Genomic DNA, 16,446 nt, shown 5'->3' with positions numbered 1-16,446 from the left:
GTTTATCGAATCACCTTCGATAAACAGGCCGCACCCTGGAACCTACTATGAAAAAAGGGCCTTATAACTATTTTGGGCTGACAGCGCTGATTTTTTTTGTGGCTATTATCTATGCGTGGGAACAAATAGAATCTGTAAGAATGCAGTACAAAATCAATAAACTCAACGAAGAAAAAATAAAGGAAAAGGAAACCCTTTCAGATTTGCAAATATTGTACTACAAAATGGAATCGCTTGAAAGACTCGACGATATAGCAAAAAAAATGAAATTCGCTACGCCGAAAAAAGAAAATACTATTTACTTGGATTCAACGGGCGCCAATGAAAATCATAAATAAAAGAATGGCAGCTGTATTCACAATCGTTTTAGCGGTTTATTCCGTGCTTTTTGTACGATTGTTTTATTTACAGGTATGGAACCATCAAAAACTGCAGCAATTAGTAGAACAGCAGGTGATTGAGAAGAAAATCCAGAATCCTTTCAGGGGAATAATTTACGACAGAAACAAACATACTCTTGCAATGAATGTAAAATCTTATTCTTTTTCAGCTAATCCCGGAGCGATACAGGACAAAAATGTTTTTTCCAGAGATGTGGCCCGGATGGCGGGAATCAGTTCAAATGAGGTTCTGAAAAAAATAAGCAAGGACAGTAATTTTGTCTGGATAAAGCGGCAGGTTCCGGCCGACGAATCTAAAAATGTCGAACAGGTTAAAATTGACGGGCTCGTGATACAAAAGGAAACAAAGAGGTACTATCCTTACAAGAATCTGACTTCACAAATAGTGGGTGTTGTTGGTATTGACGGGCAGGGTTTGTCCGGGATAGAATATTTGTATGATAATCTGGTCAAACAAAAAAAAGTGACCGAAATATTTAACCGTGATGGTTTGAAGCATGAATTAAGGCTTTCTTCCGAAAAAAATTTAAATTCGCCAAACATAGTTTTATCCATTGATACGACTTTACAATATATTGCCAGCAGGGAACTTGAAAACGCTGTTAAAAAATACAGGCCGGCCAATGCTTACGTAATTATTCAGGATCCTAAAAATGGAGAAATTTTAGCTGTTGCAAACTACCCTAATTTTGACCCGAATGTTGAAGGGTTTACGTCAGAAGACCTGATTATACCGCCGATTCATAAAGTATATGAACCCGGCTCGACATTTAAAGTGGTAACTGCGGCGGCAGCTTTAGCTGAAAATAAATTTAATATGAGTGATGTAGTATTTTGTGAAAATGGAAGCTATAAATATCAGGACATTGAAATAAATGATCATGAAAAATACGGGTATCTTTCTTTAGAAGGCATAATGGCCTACTCGTCAAACATAGGTTTTGCCAAAGTCGGCATTGAACTGGGAAGAGAGAAAATATATTACTGGATGAAACAGTTCGGTTTTGGCAATTATACAGGCAGCAGCATTCCGGGGGAGCAAAAAGGGCTGGTTTTCAATCCTTTCAGCTCCAGGTGGTCCATGGTTTCAGCTCTGACTATTTCTTTTGGCCAGGGGATAGGTGTTACCGGCTTGCAGCTTATAAACGCATATTCTTCAATTGCCAACGGCGGTATCCTTTATGAACCCCAGATAGTTAAATCGATCATCGATAATAACGATAAAGTTATGTGGTCAAACAAGCCGAGGGTAATAAGAGAAGTTTTGCCTGTAGAAATAACTGTAAAATTAAAAAAAATGCTTAGGGATGTTGTTGATTATGGTACCGGTAAATTGGCAGGTGTTGAAGGTTACACGGTTTGCGGAAAAACAGGCACGGCTCAAAAAATAGACCCAAAAACAAAAAAGTATTCGACTTCTAAATATGTTGCTTCCTTTTGCGGTTTTCTTCCTGCAGAAGACCCTCAGCTGACCATACTGGTAGTTTTGGACGAACCTAAATCAAATTATTGGGCAAGTGATGTAGCCTGCCCGGTTTTTTCACACATAGCCAAGGAATCAATAAACTACCTTAACATTCCAAAAATAGACGCCCAAGGGGCGCGTTATGACCTTACTAAGCTCACTTATTGAAGGTTCAGCCTATAAATTAACAGGCAGGGCCGATATTGATATCACCGGTATAACATACCATTCAAAAAAAGTCTGTTCGGGATATATTTTTGTCTGCCTGCAGGGCCAGCATACAGATGGTGCCAGGTTTGTCAGCGAAGCTGTTACAAATGGCGCTGCGGCAATAGTAACTGACAGAGAATTAGACGATATCAAAGATACCGTTCAAATCGTTGTTCCGAATGCTCTTAAAGCACTTTCTTTTTTATCTGCAAAATATTATGATTTTCCTTCGAAAAAACTGAATGTAATCGGTGTCACGGGAACAAACGGGAAAACAACCATAACTTACCTGCTTGAATCGATTTTTGAAACTGCCGGTATGCCCGCATCAGTAATCGGCACTATTAATTATAGGTTTGGAAAAGAAATAATTTCACCTGATACCACAACTCCCCTGTCTTCTGACCTGCAATTTTTACTTGATAAAGCAGTAAAGAAACAAATAAAAACTGTACTGATGGAAGTATCTTCCCATGCCCTCAGCCTTAATCGCGTTGATTTTGTTGAGTTTGATGCCGCAATTTTTACTAATCTAACCAGGGACCACCTGGATTTTCATAAAACTTTCGAAGAATATTTTGCCGCAAAACTGAAGCTTTTTAAACTTCTGGAAAAAGAGGGTGAAAAAGACCGGATAAAATTTGCTATAATCAACAACGACGATACCTGGGGCGAAAAAATCCCGGGATTAATAAAATGCAAAGCTATAACCTGCGGTCTTTCACAAAAATCTGATGTTTATCCTGCTGAAATAAGGTACGAGGCCTCCGGAACATCCTTCGATTTGCACAGCGGGGATTTGAAGCTTAGAATAAAGTCAGAATTAATCGGCAAGCATAATATTTATAATATTCTGGCGGCCTGTGCCTGCGCGCTGAATTTTGGCATAATGCCTGAATCAATAGTGAAGGGCATAGAAAATCTTAAATCAGTTCCGGGCAGGCTTGAAAAAGTTGATTGCGGGCAGCCGTTCACAATTGTCGTAGATTACGCACACACTGATGACGCGCTGAAAAATGTTTTAACAACTTTAAAAGAAATTGTAACAGGGAAAATAATTACCCTTTTTGGCTGCGGAGGCGACAGAGACAGGTCAAAGCGCCCCATCATGGGAGAAACGGCAGTTACACTCAGCGATTACGCAATAGTTACAAGTGACAATCCCCGTTCAGAAAATCCGGAAAAAATTGTTTTCGACATTGAAGTCGGCATAAGAAGAGCCGGTAAAGAAAATTACGAAATACAACTCGATAGAAAAGAAGCAATTAAAAGAGCTCTGCAAATTGCGAAAAAAAACGACATTGTTTTACTTGCGGGGAAAGGCCATGAGAATTATCAGATAATTGGCCAGCAAAAAATTCATTTTAGTGACAGAGAAGTTGTTGAAAATGAATTACTGAATGGTCTAAAAAAATGGAAAAAATTACATTAAAGGAGCTGATCAATGCTACTGGAGGAAAGTTCATTTTCGGCGATCCTGATTCTAATATATTAAATGTATCAACCGACACAAGACATGTCCATTCGGGAGACATTTTTTTTGCTTTAAAAGGCAAAAACTTTGATGCTCATACTTTTATTGGAAAAGCAATAGAAAAAGGCTCGTCCGGCCTGGTTCTGGCCAGGATGAGTGAAGAAATAAGCAAATATTTTCCAAAAATTCCCTCTGTTGTTATCGTAAAGGATACTTTAAAAGCGCTGGGTGATTTTGCCAGTTATTATAAGAAAAAAATTGCGCCTGTGACTATTGCAATAACAGGTTCAAGCGGTAAAACCACTACAAAAGAAATAATTTATTCAATTCTAAAAAATAAAGCCCCGACCCTGGCGAGTTTTAAAAATTACAATAACCTTATAGGTGTTCCTCTAACGCTGTTTAATCTTAAGCAAGAACACAAATATTGTATTCTTGAGCTTGGTGTTTCGGTTCCGGGTGAAATGGATAGGCTTGCTGATATAGCTTGTGCAGATGTTGGTATAATAACGAACATTGGAAAAACACATTTGGAGTATTTGGGCAGCCCTGAACAGGTTTTTCATGAAAAAAGCAAACTTTTTGCCTCATTGCCTGTGAAAGGTGTTGCCGTTATTAATATTGATGACCCTCTTTTAGTGGGTTTAAAATCGAGTTTAAAATGCAAAATGGTCACTTATGGATTGATTGACAGTGCAAATGTCAGCGCTTATGATATTCAGATCGGCGAAGGCCGTACGTTTTTCAAATTGAAGCTAAACAAAGAAATAATTGACATCAATCTTTCTTTACCCGGAAGGTTTAATGTTATGAATGCGCTGGCCGCTGCTGCAGCGTGTTTTTCGTTGGGTGTAGACAATAATATCATAAAAAGAGGGCTTGAAGAATTCACTGGAATCGACATGCGTATGGAAAAAATAGAATCTCCTTCAGGTTCTTTATTAATAAATGACGCTTATAACGCAAATCCTGATTCAATGCGCCAGGCTATTTCTTATTTTGTTGAAGGCTATCCGGGTAAGAAAAAGATTGTCGTGATAGGGGACATGCTTGAGTTAGGTAAATATGCAGAAAATGAACACAAACTCCTTGGAGATTTTTTAGCAGGGCTCCCTTTAGAAAATATATACCTTTATGGGAACATGATGAAGCAGGTAAAAGAAAACAGCAAATTAAAAAATGTCCGGCATTTTAACGACCAGGAAGGACTGCTATCTGTTTTGAAACGAAAATTAAATAAAAATACCGTAGTTTTATTCAAGGCCTCGCGCGGAATGGGGCTGGAAAAAACCATTGGTAAAATTTTGAGGCCGTAATGCTATATCATTTGTTATATCCGTTAAAAATATATTTTTCGCCCTTAAATGTTTTGGAATACATAACCTTTCGTTCAATATCTGCGATAATAACCTCGCTGTTAATAAGTTTTATTTTTGGGCCAAAAATCATCAATTACCTGAAAAACAAGCAATTTTTACAGTCGATAAGGACTGACGGACCTCAGACACACTTGAAAAAAAATGGCACTCCTACAATGGGGGGATTGATAATCCTTATTTCACTGGTAGTATCCACTATTCTTTGGGCTAAGCTTGATAACAGGTTTATTCTCTGGATTATTGCGGGAATGGTCTGGTTTGGTTTGCTGGGTTACATGGACGATTATACAAAAATAGTTAGAAAAGACAGCAAAGGATTAATAGCCCGATGGAAACTTGCAGGACAGTTTACTTTTGCGGCCGCTGTGTGTATTTACCTGTACTTTTATCCTGCTAATTACCAATATGCGACAAGCATCAACATTCCTTACCTTAAGGAAGTTTTTATAGATCTTAGAATTTTCTATTTACTGTTCGCTATGGTTGTTATTGTAGGCGCATCTAACGCTGTAAACCTTACAGACGGCCTGGATGGACTGGCTATCGGAAATATTATAATCGCAGGGATAGCTTACGCAATATTCGCTTATATAGCCGGCAATGCAAAGATGTCACAATATCTAAGAATAATTCCTGTGAGCGGAGCAGGTGAATTGACGGTATTTCTTTGCGCAATGATTGGTTCAGGGCTTGGATTCCTCTGGTTCAACGGCTATCCGGCTGAAGTTTTTATGGGAGATACAGGTTCCTTGTTTTTAGGAGGGGCTATAGGATTGGTAGCAGTTTTTATAAAGCAGGAATTAATATTTATTGTTGTCTGCGGTGTCTTTTTTGCGGAAATAATATCCGTGGTTTTGCAGGTTTTTAGTTACAAGAGATACAAGAAGAGAATATTTAAAATGGCCCCATTGCATCACCATTTTGAGCTTTCCGGATGGGTCGAGACAAAAGTTACCGTAAGGTTCTGGATTGCAGGCATCATACTGATGTTAATCGCAATGAGCTCTCTTAAATTGAGATAGTTATGTTTCCATACAAGAAAGCATCTATTTTGGGGTTAGGAAAAACAGGAATAGCAACAGCAAATTTCCTATACTCAAAAAAAGTTGAAGTATTTGTTTCGGAATCAGCGGACAAAGATAAAGCTGCAGGGAATTTAAGTCTCCTAAATGAAAAAATAAAATATGAAATTGGCGGGCATACAGAAAAAATATTCAACTCAGGGCTGATTATCAAAAGCCCGGGAATCCCTTCAGATCTGCCAATTCTTTTACGGGCCAAACAGAAAAACATCAGGATTTTAAGCGAAATAGAGCTGGCTGCCAGCCTTATTAAACCGAAACTGCTTGTAGCAATCACTGGAACAAACGGAAAAACAACCACAACCATGATGGTAGGGGAAGTATTCAAGTCTTCCGGTTTTAAAACAGTTGTAGCCGGCAATATAGGCATGCCTTTGATCAGTTTCGTCGATGATATAAATTCAGACACTGTAGTAGTTGTAGAAGTATCGAGTTATCAGCTTGAGGATACGGAAAAATTCAAACCGGGTATTGCCTGCATATTAAATATTACCCCGGACCATCTGGAACACCATAAAACGATGGAGAATTATATAAACGTTAAAGAAAATATATTCCGGAACCAGACGAAAGAGGATTATTGTATTCTGAATTATGATGACGAAAATTGCAGGAAAATGTCAGGAAAATACCATTCTACCGTTGTGTTTGTAAGCCAGAAGCAAAGGCTTAAAGCGGGTATTAGCTATGACAGCGTATCAAAAGAAGTTTTTATCAGCCTGCCGTTTTTAAAACCCAGTAACTATCATTTTTCTTTGAATTTAATCATCCCGGGCAGGCATAATATTGAAAATGCGCTTTTTACGCTTTCAGCTGGTATTTTGGCCGGGATAGAACCGGAGTTAATCAAAAAGACATTGGAAAGCTTCCAGGGTGTTGAACATAGGCTTGAATTGGTAAGAAAAATAAACGGAATAAAATACATTAATGACTCAAAATCGACAAATGTCGATTCCACTTTTGTTGCATTAGAGTCTTTCAGCGGAAATGTTATTCTTATTATGGGGGGCAGGCATAAGGGCGCTTCTTACACGCCCCTAAAAAACCTTGTCAAAGACAAAGTAAAAAAACTGTTATTGATTGGAGAAGCGGCAGAAATAATTGAAAAAGACCTTACGGAAACCTCGGAGATTATAGAAGTCAAAACATTAAAAAATGCAGTAAAAATTGCGTCGGAAACTGCTAAACCTGGGGATGTGGTTTTGTTATCGCCAGGGTGCAGTTCATTTGACCAGTTCGATAACTTTGAACAACGCGGTTCGGAATTCAAAAAACTGGTAAATTCTTTAAACTAAACTATGTTCGCAAAATTGCAGGAAGCTGATTATAAACTTTTATTTGTTGTGTTTCTGCTGGTATGTTTCGGCATTGTTATGATATATTCCTCAAGCGCTATCATGACAGGAGAAAAAAGAGCTGACCAGTTTTTTTTCCTGAAAAAACAAATTCTGTGGACGCTGATAAGCCTGGTTTTTTTTCTTTTTTTTGCTTCACTGAATTACAGGTATTTGCAGAAAGTATCCACTGCCGCAATAATTACCTCAATAATTCTTTTGATTGCCGTGTTAATAATAGGAAAATCGGTTAAAGGGGCCAGGAGATGGATTCATCTGGGTCTGATTGATTTCCAGCCTTCAGAATTTGCAAAATTTGCCGTAATACTATTCGTGGCTGATTTCATAGACAAAAATAAAAGCAAATTAAAGGATTTCGTTAAAGGTTTTTTGCCTCCTATAATCGTAGCTTGCGTTGCCTCTTTCCTGATAGCCCTGGAACCGGATATCGGGATTCCTTTTATCATCATTACTGTGACTATGATAGTGCTTTTTATCGGCGGCGCAAGAATTATGCACCTGCTGGCATTGTTTTTATTGGCTGTACCAGTGTTATATTTTGAAATTTTAAGTAAACCTTACAGGGTAGCGCGTTTTTTTGCTTTTATGGACCCATGGAAACATGCGCAATCATCAGCTTACCAATTATGCCAGTCACTAATGTCTTTGGGATCAGGCGGGATTTTCGGTAAAGGCCTTGGCGGCAGCGAGTTGAAAAAATTTTATCTGCCGGAAGCGCATACAGACTTTATTTTTTCAGTTATCGGCGAAGAGCTGGGGATATTAGGTACCATTGTTATAGTAGGGTTATTTGCGTATTTTTTGTATAGAGGAATAAAGATTGCTCAAAAGGCCAAGGATTTATTCGGGATGTTGTTGGCCTCCGGGATTACATTATTGATTGTTTTACAGGCTTTTTTTAATATGGCAGTCTGTTCAGGATTGCTGCCTACAAAAGGTATCGCATTGCCGTTTTTTTCCTATGGCGGCACTTCATTGATTCTTACAATGAGCGCAGTGGGCATTTTAGCAAATATCTCGCGCAACAGAGGGAAACTCACGGTGTTTAGATGAACAAGAACATATTAATCGTAGCTGGCGGGACTGGCGGGCATATCTACCCGGCTATAGCTCTTGCAAAAATATTGCAAAAAAGAGGTTTTTCAATCAGCTTTGTCATAGGCCAAAGAGATAAATGCGTAAATATCATAGAAAAAGAAAACTTTAATTATTACAGGTTGAATGTTTCGGGGATGCCCAGGAAATTTTCGTTTAAATTTGTGTTTTTTCTCTTCAAACTTTTTGTTTCAATATTAACTTCTTTCCTGCTTCTAAAGAAAACAAAACCAGCCCTGGTGCTTGGTTTGGGCAATTATTTATCTTTTCCGGTGTTATTTTCGGCAAAAATAGCCGGAATTCCTACCGTAATACATGAACAAAATTATCTCCCCGGAATTGCAAACAAAGTACTGTCGAAAATGGCAGCGAAAATAATGATCAGCTTCCCTGAATCAATAAAGTATTTTGACGAAAGTAAAACTGTTTTTACCGGAAATATAGTCAGGAAAGAAATTCTTGAAGGTTTAAATACTAATACTCCCGAAAGCTTCAATGCTGATGCCGGCAAATTTAAAATACTTATTTTTGGAGGCAGCCTGGGGGCTCATGCAATAAATCAGTTGATGGTTGATGCTCTGGGAGCGCTTGAAAAATATAAATCAAAACTGCAGTTTATGCATCTGGCCGGCGAAAAGGATATTATCCGGGTAGAAAATTCATACAAGGAAAAAGGGTTTGATGCAAAAGTAATGACTTATCTTCATAATATCGGAAGTGCTTATGCATTCTCTGACTTGGTTGTCTGCCGCGCAGGGGCAACAACTGTAGCGGAACTTATAGCTTTAAAGAAGCCGGCCATACTTATACCATTTCCTTATGCAACAGAAAACCACCAGAAGTTTAATGCTGATTATCTTGGGAACAATCATGCAGCCGTGGTAATAGAAGAAAAATCTTTAAGCCCGCAAAAACTTTCCATGCTTTTGTCGGAATTTGTAGAAAATCCCGGCAAGCTTCTTTCTTATAAAAAAGCATTCGATAACATTACCGCTTTCAAATCCCTGAACCCCGAAATAGTCATGGTTGATACAATCGTCAACCTGATAAAATAGGAACGCTTCCACAAAATTATGCTTACGTTATCAATACCTTTTCCTGCTTTTTGCTGGAATCTTTCTCCTAATTATTGTATAATTTCCGCACGATGCCAAAGCAGCAATTCCTCTTTCCTGAAACAAAAATAGAGAGTTACAAAATAAAAAAGATAATTAAAAGAAACGGGTCTATAGTGTCCTTTAACCGTGAAAGGATACTAAACTCGATTTTGAAAGCTGCGCTTGCTGTCGGCGGAGGCGATAAAGAACAGGCTAGTGAACTGGCTGACGAAGTAATAAAAATGATGAGTGAATTATACCCGCAGGCTTCTACGCCAAGCGTTGAAGAAATCTCAGACCTTACCGAAAAAGTGCTTGTAGAAGGCGGCCATTTCAGAACGGCAAAAGCATATATTCTTTACAGGCATAAACATAGTGAACTTCGCGAAAAAAAGGAATCTTCAATAATAATTGAGGATAATGTCCCTTATAAAAATCTCTTAAAGGTTTTCAGCTGGAATGTTGACCATAACTGCGATACAGTAAAAAAACTTAACAAGAGGGTTAAAAGCGCGAATTTCAGGACTTTAATCAGGGATTCTGAAAAAACCTACCAGGACGAAATAAATTCAGTAGCAAAAAAAATAATCAAAAATAAGAATAGAATCAGGATTGCTATTGTTGCAGGACCTTCCAGTTCGGGGAAAACAACCACTACCATAAAAATAGGCGAGATACTTCAAAAAGAAGGTGTAACTTTTTCGTTGATGAATCTGGATAACTATTTCAAAAATCTGGATGAACATCCAAAAGATGAATATGGCGATTATGACTTTGAGACTCCGCATGCCCTGGATTTGCTGTTGGTTAACAGGCATCTTGACCAATTGCTGGAAGGAAAAACAATAAAATCGCCTAAATATGATTTTAAAACAGGTCTACGGACACTAAATGCAGTAGAGTTCAGCCTTAAACCGGGTCAAATTCTTTTAATTGACAGCCTTCACGGTTTATACGACGAATTGTCTTCAAATATTCCAAAGGAACTGAAATTTAAACTTTATATAGAGGCTATGTGCCAGTTGAAAGATGACTCCGGGGAATTTGTGCGCTGGGCTGATTTGCGCATGTTGCGCCGGATGGTCCGTGATTCCTGGCACAGGGGTTATGACCCCGGTAAAACTGTAGGCCACTGGCATTATGTGCGCAGAAGCGAAATGAAATATATTGTGCCTTTCATAGGAAAAGTTGACCACGTTTTCAATAGCGCTCTTGCTTATGAGCTTCCTGTTTACAAAAAGTATCTTTTTAAATACTTTCCTTCAATAATCAGGGAATACGAATCCGACCCGAAAAAAGTGGACGCATTTATCCGGGCAAAACGTGTTTATGAGTTATTAATGCAGATTGAAGAGCTTAAAGACGATTCTGTAATACCAAGAAGATCGCTTTTGCGTGAATTTATTGGCGGCAGCACCTACAAGTATTGATGCAAGCATTAATGCTTGCATCAAATAATTTGCTATACTGAATTAAATCATGAAAAGAATACTTGTTTCAAATGATGACGGGATTTTTGGTATCGGGTTAAGCCCGTTGGTAAAAGAAATTTCCAAACTGGGAAAAGTTTTTGTTGTAGTCCCGGAAAAAGAACAATCTGCCGTAAGCCATTCTATGACTTTGCGCGGGCCTGTGCGCGCAAGGCAAATTTCTGGAAACACTTATGTGATGGACGGCACACCTGCAGATTGCGTAAGGTTCGGAATAATTCAAGTGGGTTCCAGAAATATAGACCTTGTTGTTTCTGGAATTAACTTTGGTTCAAATCTTGGTGTTGATATATTTTATTCCGGAACGGTAGGCGCTGCAAGAGAAGGAACATTTATGGGCATACCTTCGATAGCAGTGTCGCTAGTGAGCAGGACAGGAAAAAATTTCCAGACTGCGGCTAAATTTGCGGCCAAGCTGTCAAAAAATGTTTTAAACGGGGAATTTGAAAAAAACATCCTGCTGAACATAAATGTCCCCGATGTTTCTGCAGGCAGAATTAAAGGTATTGAAATAACCACGCTGGGCAAAAAAATATATGACGACACCATAGAAACCAGAAAGGACCCTTACGGCCTAAATTATTACTGGTTGAAAGGTAAGGTGGTTGCAAACGAAAACAAACCCGGCACGGACATCTATGCTGTGGAAAAAAATAAAATATCCGTGACACCTTTAACGCTAAACGGCACTGATTTTGAAGCCGTAGAAAAATTGAAGGAAATAAAAATTTAACTTTTCGAAGACAATAAATGTTCAAGCTAGTTTCTGATTTTAAACCGGCAGGCGACCAACCGGAAGCAATAAAACAGATTATTTACGAATATGAAAGATGCCGTAGGAACAGTCAGGTTCTTCTCGGCGTTACAGGGTCTGGTAAAACTTTTACCATGGCCAATGTTATTGAAAAACTGCAGAAACCAACCCTAATCATCTCGCACAATAAAGTCCTTGCCGCACAGCTTTATGCAGAATTCAAGCAATTCTTTCCTGAAAATGCCGTAGAATATTTCATATCCTATTACGACTATTACCAGCCTGAAGCCTACGTGCCCCAGACTGACACATATATTGACAAAGATGCTTCAATAAACCAGCATATCGACCGGTTAAGATTAAAAGCTACTGCCTCGCTTCTTGAAAAAAAAGACGTGGTGCTTGTTGCCTCCGTTTCCTGTATCTATAATATCGGTTCACCGTCAGACTTCGAGGAGTTATGCGTTTCCATTGATAAAGGCGCAGTTAAAAAACGGGAATTGCTGCTTAAAGAATTGGTAGAAATCCGTTATGAACGCAATGATATAGCTTTTGAAAGAAGCAAATTCAGGGTTAGAGGCAATGTTGTTGAAATTTGGCCTGCCTATCTTGAAACTGCTTTAAGAATAGAATATGACGAAAATGTTATAAAAAGCATTGTAGAAATAAACCCGGTGACCGGAAGAAAAATCCTGGAAAAAGACAAGACATTAATTTATCCGGCAAGCCACTTTGTAGTTACCCAGCCGAAATTTGAGGAAGCATTAAAAGCAATTGAAGAAGAATTGGGACAGAGGCTTGATTGGTTCAGAAAAGAAGGAAAATTATTGGAAGCGCAGCGGCTTGAGATGCGCACAAAGTATGACATGGAAATGATGCGTGAGACCGGTTTTTGCCATGGGATAGAAAACTATTCAAGGTATTTCGCCGGCAGGCGGCCGGGTGAACGGCCTTACTGCCTTATTGACTACTTCGGAAAAGATTTTCTTACTATAATTGACGAATCCCACGTTACTATACCCCAGGTTTATGGAATGTACGAAGGCGACCGTTCCCGTAAAAAAGTCCTAGTGGATTTTGGTTTCCGCCTTCCTTCAGCGATGGATAACAGGCCGCTGAAATTCGCTGAATTTGAAACTCTGTTGGATAAATCTCTTTATGTTTCTGCAACTCCCGGCAAATACGAGCTGAATAAAACAAAAGGCGTTATTGTAGAGCAAATAATCAGGCCGACAGGTCTCGTTGACCCGGAAGTTGTTATAAGGCCCGTAAGTACGCAGGTTGAAGACCTGATTAAAGAAGTTGAAAATTGCGCCAGGCTCAAAGAAAGGGTTCTTGTAACAACCCTGACAAAAGCTATGGCTGAAGACCTGGCTGAATATTTAGAAGAGAAAAACCTGAAAGTAAAATATCTTCACAGCGAAATTGACGCTTTGCAAAGAATAGAAATTTTGAGAGATTTAAGAAAAGGTGATTTTGATTGCCTGGTAGGGGTGAATCTTTTAAGAGAAGGTCTCGACCTGCCTGAGGTAGGGCTTGTGGCTGTATTGGATGCGGATAAGGAAGGTTTTTTACGCTCTGAAACCAGCCTTATACAGGTTTGCGGCAGGGCGGCCAGAAATATTTCAGGAAGAGTAATACTCTACGCAGATACCATAACCGGTTCTATAAAGAGGGCAACGGATGAAATGAACCGCAGAAGAAAAATACAGTCTCAATATAATATAGACCAGCACATAACGCCCAGATCTATTATCAAGGGAATACGGGAACTTGAAGAATTTCAGTATAAATCCAAAACTGAAGCTTTATCGCTGATAAGAGAAGATGGAATAGAATTTTCAAATAATAAACAGTTGCCGGTATTGATGAGGGAAATCGAAGAAAAAATGAAGCAGGCTGCAGATAGCCTGGATTTTGAGCTGGCTACGGCTTACCGCGATAAAATGTTTGAAATTAAAGAAATGATGGCTCATAAAAGGGCCGGAGGAGCTGGTATAAATGAAACTGGACTTAAAAAAGTGTAATCCTTTGATTAAAAGCGCGCTGGCTGAAGATATAGGTACCGGCGACATTACGGCCTTGAACCTTATTTCACCTACCTTAAGAATTTCGGCAAAAATTATTGCCAAGGACCAGGCAGTAGTTTCGGGGCTGGCTGTAGCCAGGCAGGTTTTTAAACTTCTCGATAAGAAATGTGTCTGGAGGGCAAAATTCAGCGACGGGGACACTATAAAAAAAGGCAGGACTCTCGCCGTTGTTTCAGGTTTGGCAAGAGCCATTCTTTCCGGCGAAAGGACTGCTCTTAATTTTTTAGCGCACCTGAGCGGCATAGCCACACATACAAATAAATATGCCAGAAAAATAAAAAAAACAACCGCGGAAATTTATGACACAAGGAAGACAACGCCCAATTTAAGAGTGCTTGAAAAATATGCTGTAATTTGCGGCGGCGGCGTAAATCACCGTATGGGCCTTTACGACATGGCCCTGGTAAAAGATAATTATATCAGTATTTACCGCTACGGCAGGATACCTTCCTACCAGCTTATTTCTTCCCTGAAGAGTAAATTGCCTTACGGCATGAAAATCGAATTTGAAGCGGATAATATGCGCGATGTGGAATTAGCGGCCGCAAATAATGTTAATATTATAATGCTTGATAATATGGACATTAAAACTCTGAAGAAAGCAATAAAGTTCATAAAGAAATCGAAAAAAAATATTGAAATAGAGGTTTCCGGCAGGGTGAACCTTAAGAATGTGGCCAGAATTGCAAAGCTGGGAGCAGATAGGATTTCTGTAGGTGAAATCACTCACTCATCTCCGGCCGTAGATTTTTCACTAGATATTGTAAAATAATCGCATGAAATACCTGAAACATTATGCGTAAAAAATTGTTAGTAATTTTCACAGCTTATTTGTTCATTCTTATTGCTTTCCAGCTGCAAAAGAAAAAAAATTTCCACTGAATGACGATTGGGTATACTCATATTCCGTAAGCCATTTTATAGATACCGGGAATATTAAAATAAGCGATTTGCAAAATTATTTCTTTTTTGCTAAAAAAAGCCACTAGATACAATTAAACCTATGTAGGTGAAACTAAAAAAAGGCTGGTGGAGAAACATGGCAGAGATTCTTGTTGTAGCAAGTAAAGTAAAAAAGCTGGTAAAAGAAAGCGGATTGCGCACAAGCCCGAGCTATCTTGATGTGCTTTCAAAAAAAGTTGAAGAGATGATCAAGGCTTCAACAGAGAAAGTAAAAGCAGACGGCAAAAAGAAAACCCTCGGTTCAGAAGATTTAATATAGGTTCAATACCTGATTTATAGGTTTAAATAAACAGCCGCTATCCTTTTGATTTTGTGGGTTTATTTTTTTATTGCAGGGACCAATGTCAAAAACCATTGTTTTAAAAACAAATTCCTCCAGCTATAAAATAGTTATTGGATCAAATCTAGCACACACTCTTGCCGCTGATATCAAAAAACTCAATATTGCAGAAAGTGTTTTCATAATAAGCAGCCCGAAAATATTCGGTTTATACGGCAAAGCCGTCAATTCAGAGCTGAAGCGTTCCGGTATTAACGATATTGGTTTTGGGATTTTTCCGGACGGTGAAAATAACAAATCCTGGCTTAATTACGAACAATTATTGGGAAAAGTTCTTGATTTTGATAACGGCAAAAAGAAAAAGATGACTGTTTTAGCGTTAGGCGGAGGAGTAGTGGGGGATATGGCGGGATTTGTTGCTTCTTCATACCGCAGAGGCGTGCCTTTCGTTCAAATGCCTACCACTTTGCTTTCTGCTGTAGATTCAAGCATTGGCGGAAAGACCGGTATTGATTTTAGAAGGAAAGGGAAAATAATAAAAAATATAGTAGGTTCTTTCTATCAACCCAGTCTAGTACTGACAGATATTTCATTTCTCAAAACATTGCCGAAAAAGGAATTACTAAACGGTTTGGCTGAAATTATAAAGTACGGTGTTATTAAAGAAGCGGAACTATTCCATTTTATTGATAAGAACATTGCGCAAATACTTGATTACGGGCCGGAAGCCCTGGGGTATATTATAGGAAAATCAACCAAAATAAAAAGGGATATAGTCCAGTTGGACGAAAAAGAAACAAAAAATATACGGATAATACTTAATTATGGCCATACTGTAGGGCATGCGATCGAAGGGGCGGGGAATTTCAAAACGAGCCATGGCGAAGCTGTCGCAATTGGAATGGTGTGCGAAGCGGAAATTTCTTTCAAGCTTGGATTGCTGGCTGAAAGTAAATGTTTGCAAATAGAAAGATTAATTGCAAAAGCCGGCCTTCCTGTCAAAATAAAGGGTTGTACCGTAAGTTCCTTAATGGAAATAATGAAATATGACAAGAAATTCCGGAAAGGCCAAAACAAGTTTGTCCTGCCGGTTGATATAGGAAAAGTGACCGTCAAAACCGGCATCCCAAACCAAATAATCCGTTCTGTCCTTGAAAAAAGATTAATAAAATAATGGAAAAATAGAATTGAATTCAATCCTAATATTATGGGCGGCAAGCCTGTTAGTAGGGGGACAAGAGTTCCCGTACAGGTTGAAGGATACCACCACCAAGACATGGTTAATGAACTCCTGTCTTCCTTGCATTAATA

15 protein-coding genes are annotated in these 16,446 nt (G+C 38.8%); all 15 read left to right on the top strand.

The window, feature by feature from the left end; translation table 11 throughout:
- Positions 1-47: 47 nt before the first annotated feature.
- The 15 genes from KKH91_06895 (at position 48) to KKH91_06825 (ending at position 16,444) form a co-directional block, all read left to right on the top strand.
- Positions 48-338: a hypothetical protein gene (locus tag KKH91_06895; GenBank protein MBU0952530.1), complete on the top strand. Its 291-nt coding sequence runs from the start codon at positions 48-50 to the stop codon at positions 336-338.
- Complete coding sequence (locus KKH91_06890) at positions 322-2,034, top strand: penicillin-binding protein 2 (GenBank protein ID MBU0952529.1); 1,713 nt, start codon at positions 322-324, stop codon at positions 2,032-2,034. Before KKH91_06895 ends, KKH91_06890 begins: the two co-directional genes overlap by 17 nt.
- On the top strand, positions 2,009-3,508 hold the full coding sequence (locus KKH91_06885; protein MBU0952528.1) for a UDP-N-acetylmuramoyl-L-alanyl-D-glutamate--2,6-diaminopimelate ligase: 1,500 nt from the start codon (positions 2,009-2,011) through the stop codon (positions 3,506-3,508). Before KKH91_06890 ends, KKH91_06885 begins: the two co-directional genes overlap by 26 nt.
- Positions 3,490-4,866, top strand: coding sequence for a UDP-N-acetylmuramoyl-tripeptide--D-alanyl-D-alanine ligase (locus tag KKH91_06880; GenBank protein MBU0952527.1), 1,377 nt, complete (start codon positions 3,490-3,492; stop codon positions 4,864-4,866). Before KKH91_06885 ends, KKH91_06880 begins: the two co-directional genes overlap by 19 nt.
- The gene (gene mraY / locus KKH91_06875; GenBank protein ID MBU0952526.1) at positions 4,866-5,951 is read left to right on the top strand and encodes a phospho-N-acetylmuramoyl-pentapeptide-transferase; all 1,086 of its coding nucleotides are present in this window, start codon (positions 4,866-4,868) and stop codon (positions 5,949-5,951) included. Before KKH91_06880 ends, mraY begins: the two co-directional genes overlap by 1 nt.
- A 2-nt stretch (positions 5,952-5,953) precedes the next feature.
- A complete protein-coding gene (murD, locus tag KKH91_06870; protein ID MBU0952525.1) occupies positions 5,954-7,306 on the top strand; it encodes a UDP-N-acetylmuramoyl-L-alanine--D-glutamate ligase in 1,353 nt (450 codons plus the stop codon).
- 3 nt (positions 7,307-7,309) lie between these two features.
- On the top strand, positions 7,310-8,419 hold the full coding sequence (ftsW, locus tag KKH91_06865) for a putative lipid II flippase FtsW (GenBank protein ID MBU0952524.1): 1,110 nt from the start codon (positions 7,310-7,312) through the stop codon (positions 8,417-8,419).
- Positions 8,416-9,516 (top strand): undecaprenyldiphospho-muramoylpentapeptide beta-N-acetylglucosaminyltransferase, encoded by a 1,101-nt coding sequence (gene murG, locus KKH91_06860; protein ID MBU0952523.1) that lies wholly within the window; start codon positions 8,416-8,418, stop codon positions 9,514-9,516. Before ftsW ends, murG begins: the two co-directional genes overlap by 4 nt.
- Before the next feature lie 92 nt (positions 9,517-9,608).
- Positions 9,609-10,988: a response regulator SirA gene (locus KKH91_06855; protein ID MBU0952522.1), complete on the top strand. Its 1,380-nt coding sequence runs from the start codon at positions 9,609-9,611 to the stop codon at positions 10,986-10,988.
- A 49-nt stretch (positions 10,989-11,037) separates the two neighbouring features.
- Positions 11,038-11,781: a 5'/3'-nucleotidase SurE gene (gene surE / locus KKH91_06850; GenBank protein ID MBU0952521.1), complete on the top strand. Its 744-nt coding sequence runs from the start codon at positions 11,038-11,040 to the stop codon at positions 11,779-11,781.
- A gap of 17 nt (positions 11,782-11,798) precedes the next feature.
- Complete coding sequence (gene uvrB / locus KKH91_06845; protein MBU0952520.1) at positions 11,799-13,829, top strand: excinuclease ABC subunit UvrB; 2,031 nt, start codon at positions 11,799-11,801, stop codon at positions 13,827-13,829.
- Positions 13,804-14,664, top strand: a complete 861-nt coding sequence (gene nadC / locus KKH91_06840; GenBank protein MBU0952519.1) for a carboxylating nicotinate-nucleotide diphosphorylase — start codon at positions 13,804-13,806, stop codon at positions 14,662-14,664. The genes uvrB and nadC overlap by 26 nt, the downstream gene beginning before the upstream one ends.
- Before the next feature lie 267 nt (positions 14,665-14,931).
- A complete protein-coding gene (locus tag KKH91_06835) occupies positions 14,932-15,114 on the top strand; it encodes a hypothetical protein (protein MBU0952518.1) in 183 nt (60 codons plus the stop codon).
- Between the two features lie 82 nt (positions 15,115-15,196).
- Positions 15,197-16,309 (top strand): 3-dehydroquinate synthase, encoded by a 1,113-nt coding sequence (aroB, locus tag KKH91_06830; protein MBU0952517.1) that lies wholly within the window; start codon positions 15,197-15,199, stop codon positions 16,307-16,309.
- A gap of 33 nt (positions 16,310-16,342) precedes the next feature.
- On the top strand, positions 16,343-16,444 hold the full coding sequence (locus KKH91_06825) for a DUF433 domain-containing protein (protein MBU0952516.1): 102 nt from the start codon (positions 16,343-16,345) through the stop codon (positions 16,442-16,444).
- The last annotated feature ends 2 nt before the right edge of the window (positions 16,445-16,446 follow it).

This window comes from Elusimicrobiota bacterium (assembly GCA_018816525.1).
GTDB lineage: Bacteria > Elusimicrobiota > Endomicrobiia > CG1-02-37-114 > XYA2-FULL-39-19 > OXYB2-FULL-48-7.
Note: the sequence above shows the minus strand (reverse complement) of the source record. Positions and strands in the feature narration are given on the sequence as shown.